The organism is Rhizobium sp. C4 (assembly GCF_021026315.1).
GTDB lineage: Bacteria > Pseudomonadota > Alphaproteobacteria > Rhizobiales > Rhizobiaceae > Ensifer_A.
This window is the reverse complement of record NZ_JAJNCX010000002.1, coordinates 316,122-332,791: the sequence shown is the minus strand read 5'-3', so window position 1 is coordinate 332,791 and position 16,670 is coordinate 316,122. Positions and strand designations below refer to the sequence as shown.

The following is a 16,670-nucleotide window of genomic DNA, read 5'->3' as shown; positions in this document are numbered from 1 at the left end:
GGATTTCCACATGGCCTTGCCAGACCCGTCTCCCGGGCTTGCCTTTGCTGCCCGATCACGTCACTTTTGGTGCGGGGCGAGGGAAAAGTGTTGAACCGGGGATTTGGGACAACTGACAATTCGAACGAGGCTGGAGGCTATGACCTGCTACAGGTCGTGCCGCTCATAACCATGTTCATTCTTGTCGCCCTGGTGACGGCGCTGCTGTGGTTCATCAACCGCAATGCAACGGAGAGCACACGTTCGACGTTGATCTCGGACGCGCTTTGGGTGGAGCAGACGCTGCGCTTCCAGCTTTCTACCGATGAAGACGCTGTTCAGCGGCTCGCGCTGGAAGCCGAACAGACCGACGTGACCGACGAAAGTCTGCGGCAACGCATGCGCATCCACCTGCAGAACAACCCGGAAGTCCTGCGCATGACCTTCGTTGCCCAGGACGGTTCGCAGGTCGTTTCCGTCCCCAGCGGATCGGAGAGCGTGCCGGCCATGCTGCCGAAGATCGCGGCGCGCACGCTGAAGCCGGTCTACAGCCCCCTCTACACCATCAGTGGCGAGCTTTTGACTGACATGTCGATCCATGCCGGAACGCGCGGCACGCTCGTCGCCACCATCTCGGTCAAGACGCTGATCGCCCGTCAGATCCCCTGGTGGATCACGCAGAAATATGCCGTGCAGCTGGTCGATGCCGGCAACACCGTCCTGTCTGAAAAGACCCGGGTTGAACCGGTCGATGAGGATCTCGTCTACAAGGTGGCCTTCGATCCGCCGCTTGCCGGAACATGGCTTTCCATCGCGAGCTACCGGGTCGGCAGCGAATTCACCTACCGGCTGCTGATCGGTGCCATTCTCGCACTCTCGATCTTCGTCATGCTTTCCCTGCTGATCCTCTATCGCCATGCGCGCCGCAGGCGGCTGGCAGAGGCCCGCCTGAGCGCCGAAATGGCCTTTCGGCGATCAATGGAAGAAAGCCTGACCGTGGGCCTGCGGGCCCGCGACCATGAGGGGCGCGTGCTCTATGTCAACAATGCGTTTTGCCGGATGACAGGGTTTGCTCCCGACGAGCTGATCGGCCGCCTGCCGCCAATGCCTTACTGGCCCAGGGACCGGGTGGAAGAAACACTGAGCCGGCACGCTGCGCTGAATGCCGGTGGCCCCAGGAACCAGAGCTTCGAGACCCGCTTCTGCCGGAAGGACGGGACGGAATTGGACATCCAGGTCTTCGAGGCGCCGCTGATCGACGCCGCCGGCAAGCATCAGGGCTGGATGGGCTCCATCATCGATATCACCGAGCAGAAGAAGGCGGCGCAGAACGCCCGCCTGCAGGAGGAAAGCCTGCAGAGAACCGGCCGGCTCGTGGCTCTCGGCGAAATGGCCTCCTCGCTTGCCCATGAACTGAACCAGCCGCTCGCGGCCATCGCAAGCTATGCCGCCGGCTCGCTCAACATCCTGAAGGATGCCAATGCGCCGAAGGAAATGGTCGTAGGCGCGCTGGAGAAGCTTGCGGTCCAGGCGGCGAGAGCCGGCGAGATCATCCGCCGCATCCAGGATTTCGTTCGCAAGCGCGATCCCAAGTTCGAAACTGTCGATCTCGCCTCGGTGGTGCGCGACACCACGCAGTTCCTGGCGGCCGATGCGCGCAGCCATCACGCAACGATCGAAACCGAAATCGAGACCGGCCTACCCTCGATCCGCGCCGACCGCATTCTTCTGGAACAGGTCCTGCTCAACCTGATGCGCAACGGCATCGAGGCGATGCAGTCCGTGGCGCCGGAGAAGAAGACCCTGCATATCAGCGTCACCGGGCGCGACGGCTGGGAGGTCATCGAGGTGAAGGATCACGGTCCGGGCATTCAAGAAGACATCGCGTACCGGATCTTCGAGCCCTTCGTCACCAGCAAAGGTGATGGCATGGGCATGGGGCTCAACATCTGCCGCACGATCGTCGAGCTGCATCAGGGTCACCTCTCGCACAGGCATCACGAGGATGGCGGTGCGGTCTTCTCGCTGCGGCTGCCCATTGGCCAGGCAGCCACGGAGCGCGCAGCATGACAGAGGCGGCGCAACCAAACGCACTGGTCTATCTGGTCGATGACGACGAAGCCATCCGCGATTCGCTCGGCTTCCTGTTTCGCTCGCGCAGGCTTGCGGTGAAAGAGTTCGACAGCGGCGAGGCTCTTCTGGCGGCCCTGCCCCTGCAGCCGCTGGGCTGCATCGTCATGGACATGCGAATGGACGGCCTCTCCGGCCTCGAAACCTTCGACCGCCTGAAGGCGGCCGGAACTGCGCTGCCGGTGATATTCCTGACAGGCCACGGCGACGTGCCGGTCGCCGTCGAGGCCCTGAAGAAGGGAGCGGCCGATTTTGTCGAAAAACCCTTCAACGACAACCAGCTTGTCGACACCGTGCTCGATTGCCTGGAACGCTGCAGCGTCGAACAGCGCGAGGCAGCCGTGCGCGACGAACTTTCCGGCCGGCTGAAAGGCCTCTCGGCGCGCGAGATCGACGTCATGAACCGAATGCTGGAGGGGCGCCTCAACAAGCAGATCGCCGACGACCTGTCGATTTCCATGCGCACCGTCGAAGTCCACCGCGCCCGGGTGCTTGAAAAGATGGGCGCGCGCAACGCTGTCGAACTGGCCGGAGCCCTGAAGGCCGCAGGCGTTTCACCGACCCGGCGCGACGGCTAGGCCTCGCATTCGGAAGAATGCGATCACCAAAATCTTCCGACAGTCGCGAATGTCAGGGGTGTCGCTAGAGCGACCGGCTGCTCGTCATGACCTGCCGCAACGCATCGTTGATCCGATCCTGCCAGCCGGGGCCATCCTCCTGAAAAAAGGCGAGAACCTCGCTGTCGAGCCGGATCGAAACCGTTTCCTTGCTGTTCGGAATCGCGGGTCGTTCCACCGCCGGAGCGGCTTCTTTCTTTGCGGGCTTGAACAGAGCCTCGGCGGCGTCCATCGCGTTCAAAGGTCTGCGCGGGGTCTTGGTCAAAGGTTGTTATCCCGAAATTTGAGGAAGCGTCTTGAATATCCGGCCTGCCATCCCGCTGAGCTGGAACAGCGCCATTGGAAATTTTGCATATCACACTGCCTCAAGACAGCAACTCGTGAATCTGCGCCTTGATCGCCGGAGCCAGCACAGCACGCCCTGCAAGCAACCTTTCAACTGGCGCGAATGCGTCTTGGCAAAAGCGCGGGGCATCAACCGATCGCGATGGCGCGGAAGTCGTTGACATTGGTCAGCGTCGGGCCGGTCACGACCTGGGCGCCGATTGCCCCGAAGAAGCGATGCGCATCATTGGTCTCCAGGGCTGCCTGCGGATCGACGCCGGCAGTGGCTGCCGCCTGAAGCGTCTCCGGTCCGATGACGGCGCCGGCGACTTCCGCGGCACCATCGACCCCGTCGGTGTCGCAGGCAATCGCATGGATGCCCGGCGCTCCCTTTAGCGCAAGGGCGAGCGCCAGGCAGAATTCCGCATTCGGGCCGCCAACGCCATTGCCGCGCCGCGTGACGGTAAGCTCGCCGCCAGACAGCAGGAGGACGGGACGATCTCCCGGGCCGAGCGATGCGCGGATGTTCAAGGCCTGCTCGGCCTGCGCTCTCGCCACATCTCGCGCCTCCCCCTCCAGCGCATCGCCAAGCAGCCGCGCGTCGTAGCCCGCCCTCTCCGCCAGTTCGGCAGCGGCCGCGAGCGACTGTTTGGGTGCGGCATAGATGACATTCTCGACGCGCGAAAGGCGCGCGTCACCGGGCGCCAGCACGCCGGTCGGGCGAGACAGTGCCGCCCGCACACTTGGCGGAATTTCGATCTTCCAATGCTTCAGGATCGCCAGCGCATCCTCAGGCGTCGAGGCATCGCCCACGGTCGGTCCCGAGCCGATAAAGGCCGGATCGTCGCCCGGCACATCGGAAATCAGAAGCGAGAGCATGCGCGCCGGATCGGCGGCTGCGGCAAGCTGCGCGCCCTTCACGCGGCTGAGATGCTTGCGTACCGTATTCATCTTGTCGATCGGCGCACCGGAGGCGAGAAGGGCCGCATTGACCGCCTGCTTCTCGGTAAGGCTGACGCCTTCGGCGGGTGCGACGAGCAGGGCGGACGCGCCACCGGAGATCAGCGCCAGAACGAAATCGTCTTCGCCGGCAGTCCTCAGCAGGTCGAGCATGCGCGCCGTTGCCGCTAGGCCTTTTTCATCCGGCACGGGATGGGCGGCCTCGACAATCTCGATGCCCCGGCAGGGCCGGCCATAGCCGTAGCGCGTGATGACGAGGCCTTCGCAAGGCCCCCATTCGGCCTCGACGGCCTCAGCCATCCGCGCACTGGCCTTGCCGGCACCCACAACGATGACCCGACCCGCCGGCCGCTCGGGCAGGAAGCGGGCGAGCGAACGCATGGGGTCGGCCACCTCCACCGCCTTGTCGAAGAGCTCCCGCAGAAAGGTTTCGGTCGAGGTCATGAGTGCAAGCCGCTGCTGGAGTCCCGGACGATCAGTTCCACCGGTGTCCTGTGTTCGGTGATCGGTGCCTGGCTGTCTTCCAGCCAGTTGAGCACGGTCGAGGCGACGTCCTTGCCGAAGCCGGCGATGTCGCAGCGCACCGAGGTGAGCGGCGGATAGACCTGCGCACATTCCTCGATATCGTCGAAGCCGACGATGCGGAAATCCTCCCCCACCTTGCGGCCGATGCGGGCGCAGCCGGACAAGAGGCCCAACGCCACAAGGTCGGAGAAACAGATGGCCGCATCGATATCGGGATGGTCACGCGTCAGGATCGCCGCCGCCTCGTGGCCAAAAGCACGGCTGGCGCGGCCGGGCAGAACGAAGGGCTCGATGCCGGCTTCCGCCATCACCTCGAAATAGCCGGACATGCGCTCCTGCGCCACCGCCCGTCCCTCAAGGCCGCCGACAAAGGCAACGCGCCGTGCGCCGCCCTTGACCAGATGTTCCGCTGCAAGCCGGCTGCCAGAGAGATAATCGGGTGCTGCGAAGGGAAAGAGTTCGACGCGCGGATCGACCTTGCGCAGCACCTGCATGGTCGGAATGTTCGCGCGCGCAATCGCGTCGAAGGTCGCCGCCTCCTCGCCATAGGCCGGCGAAATGATGAGCGCCGAAACGCCATGCTCGATGATCGCCGAGACGACCTGCGCCTGAATGGCGGAGTCTTCATCAGTATTGGCGACCACGGTCGCATAGCCGCGCGCCGAGAGCGCCATTTGCACCGAGGTTGCGAATTCCGTGAAGAACGGGTTTCTTAAGTCGTTGATGACGAGACCGATGAGACCGACATTGGCCGAGCGCAGATTGGCCGCCGAGCGATTGTAGACATAGCCGAGCTTGTCCATCGCCTCGCGGACCAGAACGCGCTTTTCCTCCCGCACCAGCGGGCTTTGCTGCAACACGAGGCTGACGGTGGATTTCGACACCCCTGCCTCGCGCGCCACGTCGACAATGGTCGGTCTGCGCTCCATCAGCGGAACCTATTCGATTCCGTGGAGCGCAAGCAAGGTTCGCATCCTGTGGACGGCAAGATCGGGCTTGGCCAGAAGCCCTGCCTGATCCGCCAGCCGGAAAACCTCCGAATAATGCGTGATGTCGCGGCTCGACTGGAAACCGGCCGGCATGATGAAATGCGTCTGATATCCGTTAACCCAGGCGAGAAACGCAATGCCCGCCTTGTAGAAGCGCGTCGGCGCGCGGAAAATCTCGCGGCTGAGCGGCACGGTCGGGGCAAACAGCCGGTGATAGGTCGCCATGTCGCCCTCAGCCAGCGCTTCCAGCGCTTGGGCGGCTACCGGCGCAATCGCCGCGAAAATGCCAAGCAGCGCATGCGAATAGTGCTCGCCGTCGCCGGCAATCAGCTCCGCATAGTTGAAGTCATCACCCGTATAGAGCCGGACACCGGCCGGCAGACCCCTGCGGAAAGCCTCTTCATGCGCCTGATCGAGCAGCGAGATCTTGATGCCATCGACCTTTGCCGGATTTTCCGCAATCAGTGCCAGCACGAAATCGCTCGCTTCCGCAACATCACTCGTGCCCCAATAGCCAGCCAGTGCTGGATCGAACATGTCGCCCAGCCAATGCAGGATCACAGGCTCGGCCGCGCCGTCGATCAGCCGGCGATAGACCTTGCGATAAGTGTCGCGGCCTGCGCCGATGGCCGTGAAGGCGCGCGAGGCCATGAGGATGAGCTGCCCGCCGGCCGCCTCGATGGCCGAGGCCTGAGTCTCGTAAGCCGCGAGAATCGCGTCGGCATCCTTTAGATCGGCAAGCGCGACATGATCGGTCCCCGCCCCGCAGGCCACGCGCGGCTTCAGCGCATGCGCCTTGGCGGCAATCATGGTCCGCTCGATCAGTTCCTTCGCCGTCAGCCAGTCGACACCCATGCCGCGTTGCGCCGTGTCCATCGCCTCGGCAAGGCCCAAGCCCTGGTCCCAGAGACCTTGGCGAAAGGCGAGCGTCGCGTCCCAATCGACCGCCGGACGCGTGTCCCAGGGACTGCGCTCACGCAAGGGATCGGAGACGACATGAGCTGCCGCGAAGGCGGTGCGGGTGAGCGGTATGCGCGGGGCGCGCGGGATCAGCGGCGTTCCGGTGAGCGAATAGGCTTCGAGCGTGTGATCGGCCTTCGGCAGTTTCAGCATGGCAGGTCTCCTATTCATGAACCGGCAGATCGAAGACGAGGATGCCGTCGAGCCCGCCTTCAGCATGGGCGACGAGCTTCGCGCCGAGCGCCTTGTGATCGGGATGGGTCTGATAGGCGTCCAGCGCGTCCCAGCCATCGAAATCGACGACGAAACCGTGCATGTAGCCGCGTTCGATCTTTTCGGGGCTTTCGCTGCGGCCCGAGGTGATGGAGAGCACGCCGGAGATTTTCGAGCGGATGGCTTCCAGTTCTTCGAACATGGCCGCGACCTGAGCCTCGGTGACGTCAGCGCGAAAGCGGATGAGAACGATATGGCGGATCATCATGGGCATATTCCTCTCAGAGGCCATGGGCGGCGCGGATCATGTCGGCGGCTTTTTCCGCAATCATGATCGTCGGCGCATTCGTGTTGGAAGAGACCAGCGTCGGCATGATCGAGGCATCGACGACGCGGAGGCGTTCGATCCCGTTGAAGCGCAATTGCGGATCGACGACGGCGGCTGGATCGGCCCCCATGCGGCAGGTGCCGGCGGGGTGGTGGTCGGTCTTGGCGTGGCGGCAGGCGTAGTTGAAGTAATCGTCTTCGGTGCGCACATCCGGCCCCGGTAGCCGCTCGGCCTTCACATAGGGCTTCAGTGCATCCTGCCGCATGATCTCCTGCGCGAGCTTCAGGCCCTTGATCGACATTTCGCGGTCATAGGGGTCGGCCCAGTAATTCGGATCGATCAGGGGTGCGGCCAGCGGATCGGATGAGGCAAGCCGAACGGTGCCGCGCGAGCGTGGGCGCAGATAGGCCGAATTCAGCGTCACGCCGCCATTTTCCATCGCGGTCACGCCGGCCTCGATGCCGGAGCCGAGGCCGAGATGGAACTGGATGTCCGGCGAGCGGGCCTCCGGATCGGCATACCAGAAGCCGCCCGTCTCGAAGAGGCTGGAGGCGACAGGCCCCTTTTTCTGGATGAGATATTGCAGGCCGGCGAGGACCGAGAGATGCGGCTTGGCATAGCGGTCATAGGTATGCGGGCCGGTGCATTCGGCAATGACGAAAAGATCGACATGGTCCTGCAAGTTCGAGCCAATGCCCGGCTGGTCGTGGACAACCGGCAGGCCAACGGAGCGCAGATGATCGGCCGGTCCGATGCCGGACAGCATCAACAGGCGCGGACTGCCGATGGCGCCCGACGACATGATGACCTCGACATCCGCGCGGATGATCCCCTCGCCCGCCACCTCGACACCGACCGCCTTGCCGTTCTCGACGATGACACGCAGGATCTGCGCGCCGGTCTTGATCGTCAGGTTCGGCCGGTTGCGCGCCGGGTTCAGATAGGCGACGGAGGCAGACGAGCGGCGCACGTTGCGCTGGGTCAGCTGGTAATAACCGACGCCATCCTGCTTTTCGCCGGTCATGTCGTGGTTGGTCGGAATGCCGAGCTGGCCGGCAGCCTTGAAATAGGCCTCGCAGATCGGCAGCGGGGCTGCCGGCTTGCTGACGCCGAGCGGGCCGCCCTTGCCGTGATAGCGGTTGTCATAGGTATCGTTGTCTTCCGCCTTGCGGAAATAGGGCAGGACGTCCTCGTAGGACCAGCCCTCGCAGCCCATCTGCCGCCAGTCGTCATAGTCGAGCGCATTGCCGCGCGTGTAGATCTGCGCATTGATGGTCGAGCCGCCGCCCAGAACCTTGGCCTGGGTGTAGCGGATGACCATGTTGTTCATGTGCTTTTGCGGCACGCTGTGCCAGCCCCAGCTGCCAATGCCCTTGGTCATTTTCGCAAAGCCTGCCGGCATGTGGTAGAACGGATGCCAGTCGCGCCCGCCAGCCTCCAGCAGCAGCACGCGCGCCTTCGGGTTTTCCGAAAGCCGCGCCGCCAGAACCGAACCGGCCGAGCCGCCACCGCAGATGATGAAATCGTAAGACGTCTGCATTTTTGTCTTTAGCTCCTACAAGCGCGGCAGCGAGAGGCCACCATCGACCGGGATCACGGCACCGGTCGAAAAACTGAATTTCCCGGTGGCAAGTGGCACGACCGCCGCGCCGATATCGCCCGGCTGCCCCCAGCGCGCGGCCGGCACGAGGCCGCCCTCGATCCGGGCGGTATATTTGTCCTTCACGCCCGCCGTCATGCCGGTTTCGATAATGCCGGGGCGAAGCTCGAAGACGCCGATGCCGTGCGGTGCCATGCGCACCGCAAACAGCTGCGCCATCATCGAGGCCGCCGATTTCGACATGCAATATTCGGCGCGCTCGATGGAGATCATGTCGGCGCTGACGGAGGTGACGAAGAGCATGGAGCGATAGTGTTCGCTGGTCGTTGAGAGCATCCGCCTGGCGGCCGCCTGAGCGAGGAAAAAGGCCCCGCGCAGGTTGATGTCGAAGACGAAATCGAAGCTCTCGGGCAGCATATCCAGCATGTCGCCGCGCACTTTCGCCGGTACGCCTGCATTGGACACGAAGGTGTCGATCGGCCCCAGCGCGCGCTCGACATCGGCAATGCAGGATTCCGCATGCGCAATGTCGCGCAGATCATGCTGGAAATAGCGGGCGGCCGGCCCAAGCGTGGACAACGCCTCGCCGACGACATCGGCCTCCGGCGACATCTCGGCGACGAGCGCCACTCGGAAGCCGGCCGCGACAAGCGCCTGCGCGATGCCGAAGCCGATGCCCTGCTGGCCGCCGGTGATGAGAGCAAGCGGGCTCATGGCATCGCCTCCGTTTCGAGAATATGTTTCGCCATGCGCAGCGAGAGTGCTGCAATCGTCAGCGCCGGATTGACCGCCGCCGAGGTCGGCAGGACGGAAGCATCCGCGATGAAGAGATTGCGGTGGTCATGGCTGCGGCCAAAGGAATTGACGACGCTTGATGCCGGGTCGCGGCCCATTCGCGCCGTGCCGCATTGATGCGACGGCGTGCGGCGATCGAAGGGGCGCGATAGGACGACGGGATAGCCCGCCTTGCGCAGCAATGCCTTCAACTTCTCGACCAGTCGCAGATGCGCCTCCCAGTTGGAGCGCTTCCAGTCGAGCATGATCTGCCCGCTGCGCAGCGTCACGCGGCTTTGCGGGTTCGGCAGGTCTTCCGACATCGCATAGAGATCGACCGCGCGCGCGGCGATCCAGTCGGCGAGCGGCCCCGGCAGCGGTGAATTCGCCTTCAGGATCCTGCCGGTGATCTTGCCCAGCAACTGGATATTGCCCAGCGGCTCGCCATTCGGCCCGCCGGTCAGGTAGAAGTCGTTGACCATCAAGGTCTTCTGATAGACCGAATTGTTCTTGCGGAACGGATGCAGCGCCAGAACGGCCGAGCAATTGTGGTTCATGAAATTGCGACCCACCTGATCGGAGCTGTTGGCAAGCCCGTTCGGGTGACGCTCATTGGCCGAGGCGAGCAGGATCGAGGCCGAGCGGACGGCACCTGCCGCCAGCACGATCACGGGTGCTTCCAGAACTTGCCGCTGCCCCGCTTCCGTGACCTCAACGCCGGTGATGCGGCCATCCGCGCCGGCAATCAGCCGCGTCACTTCGCAACCGGTCCGAAGCGTCACGTTCGGATGTTTCAAGGCCTCTTCAAGCCCCACCGTCTCGGCATCCATCTTGCCGCCGCAGGTATTGGGATAGGCATCCCAGGTCGTCTGGCCGCCCTTCAGCCAGCGGTCGATATCGACGCCGAGCGGAAGCGAAGCCGGATGCAGGCCGACGCGCTTCAAGCGCTGGCGCAGGTCGGCAATCGGGGCTTCGTCACGGACTGGCGAATAGGGATAGCTGCCGGAATGGCGCGGCTCGGTCAGATCATCGCCGAGTTCACCGCGCACGCGATAAAGCGTTTCCGCCTGCTGGTAGAAGGGCTCGATCTCGTCATAGGAAAGCGGCCAGCCGGGCGTCGTGCCGCCCATGTGGCGCATGGGGCTGAAATCTTCCTTGCGGTAGCGGATGAGCACCGCGCCATAGAATTTCGAATTGCCGCCGACATTGTAGTAGTTGCCGGGATTGAAGGCCCTGCCCTCGCCGTCCAGCCATTCCTCCTTGGGGCGGAAATGGCCGCGGGCGAAAATCGAAGCCGCATCCCGATCGGCGGGAGAGGGTTGCAGCCGCTCTCCCTTTTCGAGGATCAGGATGCGGCGCCGGGAGGAAGCCAAGGAAGGGGCAAGCGCTGCGGCCAGCGTCGCGCCCCCCATTCCGGAACCGATAATGATGATGTCGTGCTCGCTCACGGCTTGATCCGTTCCTCGGATGCGGGATCGAAGGCCACTGCCTTGTCCATGTTGACGGCGAAATCGAAACGCTGGCCGGCACGGACATCGGTATCGGCGCGCATGCGCGAGATCACATCCTTGCCGGAGAGCGACATTGTGACGAACGTATCGGAGCCCGCCGGCTCGGTCACGATGACATCGTTGGTCAGCGGCACGATATTGTTGGACTTGCGGTCCGCCCCTTCGGGATCGGTGATCGCCTCGGGGCGGATGCCGAGCAGGATCTCGCGGCCGTCCCAGGCGGTGAGGTTCTGCTGGCTGAAACGCAGATGCTGCGCCGCGCCCTTGGCATCCTTCACCTCGGCATAAGGCATGCCGTCCTTCACGACGACTTTCGCCGAGATGACATTCATCGCCGGGCTGCCCATGAAGGTGGCGACGAAGACATTGGCCGGCGTGTCGTAGATTTCCTTCGGCGTGCCGAGCTGCTGGATATAGCCCTTGTACATGACGGCAATCCGGGTCGAGAGCGTCATCGCCTCGATCTGGTCATGCGTCACATAGACGATGGTCGTCTTCAGCTTTTCATGCAGCTTCTTGATCTCGGTGCGCATGTCGACGCGCAGCTTCGCATCGAGGTTCGACAGCGGCTCGTCGAAGAGGAAGACGTCGGGATCGCGCACCAGCGCCCGGCCCATGGCGACGCGCTGGCGCTGGCCGCCGGAAAGCTGGCCGGGCTTGCGGTCGAGCAGATGGTCGATCTGCAGGAGCTTGGCGACGTCGGCGAGCGACTTGTCCCGCTCCGGCTTCGGCACGCCATGCATTTCGAGCCCGAAGGTGATGTTTTGCGCCACTGTCATGTTGGGATAGAGCGCATAGCTCTGGAACACCATGGCAATGTTGCGCTTGGAGGGATGCACGCCATTGATGACGCGGCCCTTGATCGAGATGTCGCCGGAGGAAATCCCCTCAAGGCCGGCGATCATGCCGAGCAGCGTCGATTTCCCGCAGCCGGACGGGCCGACCAGAACGAGGAATTCGCCCTCCTCGATGGAAATGTCGACTCGATGGAGCACTTCCAGCTTGCCGTAGGACTTGGTGACGTTTGCGATGTCGAGAAAGCCCATGATCTTATCCTTTGACAGAGCCCGCCATCAGGCCGCGTACGAAATAGCGCCCGGCGACGATGTAGACGAAGAGAGTGGGAAGGGCGGCGATGATCGCGCCCGCGAAGTGGACATTATATTCCTTCACGCCCGTGGAGGACTGAACGAGATTGTTGAGCGCCGCCGTCATCGGCTGGCTGGTGCCGCCGAAGGAGACGCCGAACAGGAAGTCGTTCCAGATATTGGTGAACTGCCAGATGACGGAGACGACGGTGATCGGCCCGGAAATCGGCAGCAGAATGCGCCAGAAGATGCGGAAGAAACCGGCGCCATCGATCTGGGCCGCCCGCACCAGTTCGGTCGGGAACGTGGCGTAGTAGTTGCGATAGTAGAGCGTCGTAAACCCGATGCCGTAGACGACGTGGACAAGCACGAGGCCCGGCACGGTGCCGGCAAGCCCGAGCTTGCCGAGAACCATGGCCATCGGGATCAGCACGATCTGGAACGGGATGAAGCAGGAAAACAGCATCAGCCCGAAGACTATCGTGTCGAAGCGGAAGCGCCATTTGGTCAGCACATAGCCATTCAGCGCGCCAATGACGGTCGAGAGCGCCACGGCCGGGACGACCATGAGGATGGAGTTGAGGAAGTAAGGCTCAAGACCCGTCGGCGAGACACCGATCTGGGCGGTGGACCAGGCCGATTTCCAGGCCTCCAGCGTCCAGGTCTGCGGCAACGCCATCATGTTGCCGCCGGTGACTTCGGAAAGCGGCTTCAGCGAGTTCACCACCATGACGTAAAGCGGCAGGAGGTAGAACAGTGCGAAGAGCAGAAGCAGGAGATAGATGAAGGCGCGGGTGATCCGGCCGGTATTGACGGCGGTATCCTGGCTGACGGCGGACATTATTGCTTCTCCTTCAGCTCTGCATAGAGATAGGGAACCATGATGGCGGCAATCGTCATCAGCATGATCACGGCGGATGCTGCCCCGATGCCCATCTGGTTGCGGGTGAATGTGTAGGAATACATGAAGGTCGCCGGCATTTCGGTTGCGCGCCCCGGCCCACCGCCCGTCAGCGCGATCACGAGGTCGTAGGACTTGATGGCGAGGTGGCTGAGGATGACGAAGGACGACAGGAATGCCGGACGCAGCATCGGGATGACGATGCGGCGATAGAGCTGGAAGCTCGATGCGCCATCGATCTGCGCGGCTTTGAGGATTTCGTTGTCGATGCCGCGCAGCCCGGCAAGAAACATGGCCATGACGAAGCCGCTGGTCTGCCAGACGGCGGCGAGCACGATCGTGTAGATCGCCATGTTGTTGTCCTTGATCCAGGTGAAGGAAAAGCTCTCCCAGCCCCACAGATGCATGACATGTTCAAGCCCGATGCCCGGATCGAGGAACCATTTCCAGGCCGTCCCCGTCACGATGAAGGACAGCGCCATCGGGTAGAGATAGATCGGCCGCAACACCCCCTCGCCCCGTATCTTCTGGTCGAGAAAGATCGCCAGCATCAGGCCGAGAACCGTGCAGATGACGATATAGAGGCTGGCAAAGATGCCGATATTGACGATGGCGATGTGCCAGTTTTCCAGCGCCCAGAGCTTGCTGTAATTCTCCCAGCCGACGAGCGTATAGTTCGGCAGCATCTTGGAGCCGGTGAACGACAGGAAGACGGTGAAGAGAATGAAGCCGTAGACGAAAAGCAGCGTCACCGCGAAGGACGGCGCCAGCACGATCTTGGGCAGCCAGTCCTGTATGCGCGTGCGGAAATCGGCCTCTGCTGAGCTGGCCATGTCGTTTCTCCCATCGATTGTCATTGTGCCGGGCAAAGCCGGAATTCTCCGCGGCAAGCGGCGGAGATGGAGGGCGGCAGGGTGCCGCCCTCACCTGTGCTCAGGGGCTTACTTGGCGGCGGCAACCGCGGCGGCGAGCGCCTTGGCGGCTTCGGCACCGGTCTTGAAGCCACCGTTGAAGGCCTTGGTCACGACGTCATAGACGGCGCTCTTGACGGAGGCCGGCGCCGCATGGCCGTGCGCCATGGAGCCGAACAGCGTGCCCTTCGCGCTGGCTTCGGCCAGATCCTTGATGCCCTTCTTGCCGCAATCGTCAAAGGCGGTGTCCGGAACGTCGGTGCGGGCCGGAACGGAGCCCTTGACCACGTTGAAGGCCGACTGGAACTTCGGGCTTTCGATGGAGGACGCCATTTCCGTCTGCGCCTTGATCTTGTCGTCGCCCTTCACGTTGAACATCGCGAACTGGTCGGAGTTGAAGGTGACGGACCCTTGCGTGCCGGGGAAGCGGATGCAGACAAAGTCCTTGCCCGGCTTCTGGCCGGCCTTCAGGAATTCGCCCTTGGCCCAGTCGCCCATGATCTGCATGCCGGCCTTGCCGTTGATGACCATGGCTGAGGCGAGGTTCCAGTCGCGGCCGGAGAAGTTGTCGTCCACATAGGTGCGCAGCTTCATCAGGCGGGTGAAGGCATCGGCCATCTTATCGCCGCCGAGCGTGGCCGGGTCGAGATCGATGAAGGCCTTCTTGTAGAAATCCGTGCCTTCGGAGAGCACGACGCCGTCGAAGATCGTGGCTTCCTGCCAGGGCTGGCCGCCATGCGCCAGCGGCGTGATGCCATCGGCCTTCATCTTGTCGAGAACCGCGATCAGCTGATCCCAGTTTTCGGGCGCCTTCAGGCCGGTCTTGTCGAGAGCTGCCTTGCTGATCCAGATCCAGTTGGTCGAATGCACGTTGACGGGGGCTGCAATCCAGTGACCGTCATATTTGGAGAACTTCTGCAGTGCTGCCGGAATGACCTTGTCCCAGCCTTCCTTGGTGGCAACGGGATCGAGATTGCCGAGTGCGCCCTGCTGGGCCCAGTCGAGAATGTCGAAACCGAGCATCTGCACGGCGGTCGGCGGATTGCCGGCCGTCACGCGGGCGCGCAGCGCCGTCATGGCGGCCTCGCCGCCGCCGCCGGCAACCGGCATGTCGACCCAGCCGATGCCCTTGGCCTTGAGGTCGTCCTTCAGAACGTTGAGCGCTGCCGCCTCGCCGCCGGACGTCCACCAATGCAGGACTTCGACGTCGGTTGCGTGAGAAAGCGTGGTGGTGGCTGCGAGCACGGCCGCAGTGGCCAATGCCGTCTTGATAAAGCTACGCATGTACTCCTCCTAGATTTAGCGTTTGCGTGACTTGATGCGTCCTGAACGTCCGTCAGCTCCTCACCCAGTTCGGCCGTGTCCGGCCAACCCGCATGACGACGGTTTTGACTTCCAGGAATTCGTCGAGGCCATAGGGGCCGATTTCGCGGCCCTGGCCGCTTTGCTTGAACCCGCCGAAGGTGAGTTCCGGGAAACCGTCCATCCAGGTATTGGTCCAGACGGTTCCGGCCTGCACGCGGCGGGAAAATTCGAGACATGTGTGGACATTCTCGCTCCAGACGCCGGCCGAGAGGCCGTAAGATGCGTCGTTGACGACATCGATGGCCTCATCGAGCGTGCGGAAGGTGAGCACGGAGAGAACCGGGCCGAAGACCTCCTCACGCGCAATCGGCATGTCGGGCGTCACACCCGTGACGACGGTCGGCTGGTAGAAGCGGCCCGGCAGTTCGGCGATCGGCAGCGTCGCGCCGCCGAGCTCGACCTTGGCGCCTGCTGCGACGGCAGCGCGGACATAGCCGTCGATCTTGTCCTGATGCGCCGTCGAGATGATCGCCCCGACCTGCGTTTCCGGGTTCAGCGGATCGCCAAAGGCGACCTTCTTCGAAAGTGCGACGACGCGGGACACGAAGGCCTCGGCAATATCCTCATGGACGATGATGCGGCTGCCGGAATTGCAGCATTCGCCGGCATTGAAATAGACGCCGAAGGTGACGGCATCGGCGGCGGAATCGAGATCGGCATCCGGGAAAATCACCTGCGGGTTCTTGCCACCGAGCTCCAGCGCCACTTTCTTCAGCGTGCCGGAGGCCGCCGCCATGATCGCCTTGCCGACCGCCGTCGAGCCGGTGAACGTCACCATGTCAACATCCGCATGTTCAGACATGACCTGACCGACCGGCTGGCCGAAGCCAAGCACGATGTTGACGACGCCGGCGGGAAGGCCCGCCTCGGTGAGGAGATCGGCCAGCATGACGGTTGTCGAGGGCGTCATTTCCGACGGCTTGACGACGCAGGTGCAGCCGGCGGCCAGCGCGAAGGGCAGCTTCTGGCTCAAGATCCAGAAGGGGAAATTCCACGGCGTGATGATCGAGACGACGCCAATCGGCTCCTTCAGCACAACGCCAAGCATCTGTTCGCCGAGCGAATTGTGGCTGTCGCCATGGAGCGTCCGGGCAAGCGACGCGGCATAGCGCCAGAGATCGGCAGCACCTGAGACCTCGCCGCGTGCCTGGCTGATCGGCTTGCCGCTTTCCAGCGTTTCGAGGATCGCCATGCGCTCGGCATTGGCCTCGATCAGGTCCGCGACCTTGAGCAGCACGGTGGCGCGTTCCTTGCCGGAAATGCGGCTCCAGATGCCGGCGTCAAAAGCCTTGCGGGCGGCGGCAATGGCGCGTTCCGCATCGTCGCGGCCACCCTTGGCCGAGCGGCTGACGACGACGCCATGCGAGGGGGAGACGCGCTCGAAGGTTTCGGCATTGGCACTGTCGCACCATACGCCGTCGATGAAATGGCGGCCTTCAAACGGGGCCTGCGGAAGTGCGATAGCGGCGGTGGTGATCACGGTCAGGTCATTCAT

15 protein-coding genes are annotated in these 16,670 nt (G+C 63.2%); 2 read left to right on the top strand and 13 right to left on the bottom strand.

Translation table 11 applies throughout. The annotated features are described in order from the left end of the window. Nucleotides 1–90 precede the first annotated feature (90 nt). On the top strand, nucleotides 91–2,049 hold the full coding sequence (locus LQK84_RS05135) for a sensor histidine kinase (RefSeq protein WP_230827586.1): 1,959 nt from the start codon (nucleotides 91–93) through the stop codon (nucleotides 2,047–2,049). Beyond that, on the top strand, nucleotides 2,046–2,687 hold the full coding sequence (locus LQK84_RS05130; protein ID WP_230827585.1) for a response regulator transcription factor: 642 nt from the start codon (nucleotides 2,046–2,048) through the stop codon (nucleotides 2,685–2,687). The genes LQK84_RS05135 and LQK84_RS05130 overlap by 4 nt, the downstream gene beginning before the upstream one ends. 64 nt (nucleotides 2,688–2,751) lie before the next feature. Here LQK84_RS05130 and LQK84_RS05125 read toward each other — a convergent pair whose 3' ends face one another. From LQK84_RS05125 to LQK84_RS05065, 13 genes are all read right to left on the bottom strand, one after another. After that, nucleotides 2,752–2,991, bottom strand: coding sequence for a BrnA antitoxin family protein (locus LQK84_RS05125; RefSeq protein WP_230827584.1), 240 nt, complete (start codon nucleotides 2,989–2,991; stop codon nucleotides 2,752–2,754). Between the two features lie 209 nt (nucleotides 2,992–3,200). Next, nucleotides 3,201–4,454 (bottom strand): glycerate kinase type-2 family protein, encoded by a 1,254-nt coding sequence (locus tag LQK84_RS05120; RefSeq protein ID WP_230827583.1) that lies wholly within the window; start codon nucleotides 4,452–4,454, stop codon nucleotides 3,201–3,203. After that, nucleotides 4,451–5,464, bottom strand: coding sequence for a LacI family DNA-binding transcriptional regulator (locus tag LQK84_RS05115; protein ID WP_230827581.1), 1,014 nt, complete (start codon nucleotides 5,462–5,464; stop codon nucleotides 4,451–4,453). Before LQK84_RS05115 ends, LQK84_RS05120 begins: the two co-directional genes overlap by 4 nt. A gap of 9 nt (nucleotides 5,465–5,473) precedes the next feature. Continuing rightward, a complete protein-coding gene (locus LQK84_RS05110) occupies nucleotides 5,474–6,637 on the bottom strand; it encodes a dihydrodipicolinate synthase family protein (protein WP_230827580.1) in 1,164 nt (387 codons plus the stop codon). 10 nt (nucleotides 6,638–6,647) lie between these two features. After that, nucleotides 6,648–6,965: a Dabb family protein gene (locus LQK84_RS05105; protein ID WP_230827579.1), complete on the bottom strand. Its 318-nt coding sequence runs from the start codon at nucleotides 6,963–6,965 to the stop codon at nucleotides 6,648–6,650. A gap of 13 nt (nucleotides 6,966–6,978) precedes the next feature. Further along, on the bottom strand, nucleotides 6,979–8,565 hold the full coding sequence (locus LQK84_RS05100) for a GMC family oxidoreductase (protein ID WP_230827578.1): 1,587 nt from the start codon (nucleotides 8,563–8,565) through the stop codon (nucleotides 6,979–6,981). Between the two features lie 15 nt (nucleotides 8,566–8,580). Then, complete coding sequence (locus tag LQK84_RS05095) at nucleotides 8,581–9,339, bottom strand: 3-ketoacyl-ACP reductase (protein ID WP_230827577.1); 759 nt, start codon at nucleotides 9,337–9,339, stop codon at nucleotides 8,581–8,583. Beyond that, complete coding sequence (locus LQK84_RS05090) at nucleotides 9,336–10,847, bottom strand: FAD-dependent oxidoreductase (protein WP_442966886.1); 1,512 nt, start codon at nucleotides 10,845–10,847, stop codon at nucleotides 9,336–9,338. Before LQK84_RS05090 ends, LQK84_RS05095 begins: the two co-directional genes overlap by 4 nt. Continuing rightward, nucleotides 10,844–11,956 (bottom strand): ABC transporter ATP-binding protein, encoded by a 1,113-nt coding sequence (locus tag LQK84_RS05085; protein ID WP_230827575.1) that lies wholly within the window; start codon nucleotides 11,954–11,956, stop codon nucleotides 10,844–10,846. Before LQK84_RS05085 ends, LQK84_RS05090 begins: the two co-directional genes overlap by 4 nt. 4 nt (nucleotides 11,957–11,960) lie before the next feature. After that, nucleotides 11,961–12,839, bottom strand: coding sequence for a carbohydrate ABC transporter permease (locus LQK84_RS05080; protein ID WP_230827574.1), 879 nt, complete (start codon nucleotides 12,837–12,839; stop codon nucleotides 11,961–11,963). Next, the gene (locus LQK84_RS05075; protein WP_230827573.1) at nucleotides 12,839–13,732 is read right to left on the bottom strand and encodes a carbohydrate ABC transporter permease; all 894 of its coding nucleotides are present in this window, start codon (nucleotides 13,730–13,732) and stop codon (nucleotides 12,839–12,841) included. Before LQK84_RS05075 ends, LQK84_RS05080 begins: the two co-directional genes overlap by 1 nt. 108 nt (nucleotides 13,733–13,840) lie before the next feature. Next, nucleotides 13,841–15,094, bottom strand: coding sequence for an ABC transporter substrate-binding protein (locus LQK84_RS05070; RefSeq protein ID WP_230827571.1), 1,254 nt, complete (start codon nucleotides 15,092–15,094; stop codon nucleotides 13,841–13,843). 52 nt (nucleotides 15,095–15,146) lie between these two features. Next, nucleotides 15,147–16,670 (bottom strand): aldehyde dehydrogenase family protein, encoded by a 1,524-nt coding sequence (locus tag LQK84_RS05065; RefSeq protein ID WP_230827570.1) that lies wholly within the window; start codon nucleotides 16,668–16,670, stop codon nucleotides 15,147–15,149.